The organism is Paenibacillus sp. GM2FR, assembly GCF_002803325.1.
Classification (GTDB): Bacteria; Bacillota; Bacilli; order Paenibacillales; family Paenibacillaceae; genus Paenibacillus_AQ; species Paenibacillus_AQ lautus.
On sequence record NZ_MKZM01000005.1, the window covers coordinates 1 to 680 of the forward strand.

Here is a 680-nt window from a genome sequence, read left to right on the forward strand (position 1 = left end):
TTGGATAAGCCCTCGACCGATTAGTATTGGTCAGCTCCATGCATTGCTGCACTTCCACCTCCAACCTATCTACCTCGTCGTCTTCAAGGGGTCTTACTAGTTGGGAAATCTCATCTTGAGGGGGGCTTCACGCTTAGATGCTTTCAGCGCTTATCCCGTCCGTACGTAGCTACCCAGCCATGCTCCTGGCGGAACAACTGGTGCACCAGCGGTACGTCCATCCCGGTCCTCTCGTACTAAGGACAGCTCCTCTCAAATTTCCTACGCCCACGACAGATAGGGACCGAACTGTCTCACGACGTTCTGAACCCAGCTCGCGTACCGCTTTAATGGGCGAACAGCCCAACCCTTGGGACCTACTTCAGCCCCAGGATGCGATGAGCCGACATCGAGGTGCCAAACCTCCCCGTCGATGTGGACTCTTGGGGGAGATAAGCCTGTTATCCCCAGGGTAGCTTTTATCCGTTGAGCGATGGCCCTTCCATGCGGTACCACCGGATCACTAAGCCCGACTTTCGTCCCTGCTCGACTTGTAGGTCTCGCAGTCAAGCTCCCTTATGCCTTTGCACTCTTCGAATGATTTCCAACCATTCTGAGGGAACCTTGGGGCGCCTCCGTTACTCTTTAGGAGGCGACCGCCCCAGTCAAACTGCCCGCCTGACACTGTCCCCGTACCGGAT

The 680-nt window shown here is 55.9% G+C and carries 1 rRNA gene; it reads right to left on the bottom strand.

The features are described 5' to 3' along the window. Window positions 1–680 (bottom strand): 23S ribosomal RNA (locus PAEVO_RS00050); the annotation flags it as partial.